A 2,203-nucleotide genomic window follows, 5' to 3' on the forward strand; every position below is an offset into this window, starting at 1 on the left:
GCTATTAAGTGTTATCTTACACCGTTTTATTCGTAGTTATTAGCATTCCATTGCCATAATACTCTTGCCCGCAAGCCAGTGCTATTAAGCAATCCAACTTTTGTCACAAAAAAGAACAATGAATTTACAAATAGAAGACAAACTGACCTATCAGAGCCTTGAATACAGCCCAAATGCTATTTTTTCGTGGTTTGAACCTATCTCTTCACTGCCATGGGCAATGTTGTTACGCTCTGCTTCTGAGCAACATCCGGATAATCGTTTCGATATTTTGGTTGCGGATCCCGTGGCAACTTTGCAAACGCACGGCACTACCACCACTATTCGAGTACAAGGTAAACAACCAGTAACCAGTGAGCATGACCCATTTGCACTCCTGCAACACTATAAAACGCGTCTACTACCAACAATAAAAACGGTAGACGATCTCCCTTTTTTAGGCGGTGCTTTAGGCTATTTCAGTTATGATCTTGGCCGACGTGTAGAAAACATCCCTAACACGTCTTCACATGATATTCACACGGCAGACATGGCCATTGGCCTTTACGATTGGGCTTTAATTGCCGATCATAAATTAAAAAAGCTTACTCTCGTTCAGCCGAAAAAGAGCCAACGACTGCAGTGGTTTGATGACTACAAATTGGCGAACTTATCGGATCGCACACCATTCGAGATGCTTTCTGATTGGTGCTCAAACATGAGTTTCACCCAATACCAGTCCAAATTTAATCAAATTCAAGAGTACCTACTTGCGGGGGACTGTTATCAAATTAATTTAGCCCAGCGCTTCAGTGCCTCATACCATGGTTCAGAATGGCAAGCGTACCAACAACTCGAACACGCCAATCAAGCGCCATTCTCCGCCTATATAAAAACCGATGAAGCTTCGATACTCTCTATATCCCCAGAGCGTTTTCTTTCTCTAAACGATAATAATATTGAGACCAAACCGATCAAGGGAACCCGACCAAGATCGAAGAGCCCTCTTGAGGATAAGCGGCTCGCTAAAGAGCTACAACTGGCGGAAAAAGATCGTTCTGAAAACGTCATGATTGTCGATTTATTAAGAAATGATATTGGACGGGTAGCAAAAGCCGGTTCAGTAACCGTTCCCCACCTGTTTGAAATTGAAAGTTTTCCTGCCGTTCATCATTTAGTGAGCACGGTAACCGCAACATTAGACGAACAATACCACCCTGAGCAGTTATTACGCGCCTGCTTCCCTGGTGGTTCAATCACTGGTGCGCCAAAGATCCGAGCGATGGAGATCATTGAAGAACTCGAACCCCATAGAAGAAATACCTACTGTGGAAGCATTGGTTACCTGAGCCGTTGTGGCACCATGGATACCAGTATCACCATCAGAACCTTAATAGCCAATAACTCAACGTTATACGCATGGGCTGGGGGCGGTATTGTTGCAGACAGTAATTGTGAGTCAGAATATCAAGAGACATTAGACAAGTTGAGCAAAATATTACCGACGCTAACCAAAGCATAAATTCTCATGACATAAATGGATTGAAATGAATAGAGAAACCTTTCTTAATCACTTTGTATTATCGCCTCAATCTGTTTATGACCCGCTGAGTTTATTAAGAGCTAAGCAAGTCACTCAGAATCGATCTTCTCTTCGTAAGGCAGCTGTACTGGTTCCGCTGGTTGAGCGAAGTAATGGACTGAACGTCATACTCACTCAACGTGCTTTTCATTTACGCTATCACCCTGGTCAAATCAGTTTTCCCGGCGGAAGTTTCGAACCCACTGACCAGTCGTTAAAAGAAACAGCATTACGTGAAACCTATGAGGAAGTCGGCATTTCAAAAGCGTGCATTTCCATATTTGGTTCATTACCGGCGTTACCCACTGTTAGCGGTTTTGAGGTTCAGCCCTATTTGGCTTTTGTCTCAGAAGATTACTCCTCAAAAATAGATACCGATGAAGTGTCATCCATATTTGAAGTTCCCCTTGACCATTTTCTTTACTCTAAGTACTTCTCAGCACTACCAATTTATTGCAACGATCACATTCATCTAACCTATGGGACGACGTACAGTAATTTTTTAATCTGGGGCGCAACAGCTCAGATACTTAACTTTATAAAATGCCAAGTTTTACAATAGGTTGAACATTTCGATTAAAAACCCTTTGTTACAAACAAAACAATCTCCGCAACAAATCGGTCACATTCAAACGTTTCACA

The 2,203-nt window shown here is 42.4% G+C and carries 2 protein-coding genes; both read left to right on the forward strand.

Annotation, left to right across the window (positions count from 1 at the left end; translation table 11 throughout):
• The first annotated feature begins 118 nt into the window (after positions 1-118).
• Positions 119-1,501: an aminodeoxychorismate synthase component I gene (gene pabB, locus L4C32_RS20510; RefSeq protein WP_428198747.1), complete on the forward strand. Its 1,383-nt coding sequence runs from the start codon at positions 119-121 to the stop codon at positions 1,499-1,501.
• Between the two features lie 25 nt (positions 1,502-1,526).
• On the forward strand, positions 1,527-2,123 hold the full coding sequence (locus tag L4C32_RS20515) for a CoA pyrophosphatase (RefSeq protein WP_428198748.1): 597 nt from the start codon (positions 1,527-1,529) through the stop codon (positions 2,121-2,123).
• Positions 2,124-2,203: the final 80 nt, after the last annotated feature.

The organism is Aliivibrio kagoshimensis (genome assembly GCF_050337105.1).
GTDB lineage: Bacteria > Pseudomonadota > Gammaproteobacteria > Enterobacterales > Vibrionaceae > Aliivibrio_A > Aliivibrio_A kagoshimensis.

Coding starts and splice junctions, on each gene's coding strand:
- L4C32_RS20515 (WP_428198748.1), top strand. CDS start 1,527: ATGAATAGAGAAACCTTTCTTAATCACTTTGTATTATCGCCTCAATCT.
- pabB (WP_428198747.1), top strand. CDS start 119: ATGAATTTACAAATAGAAGACAAACTGACCTATCAGAGCCTTGAATAC.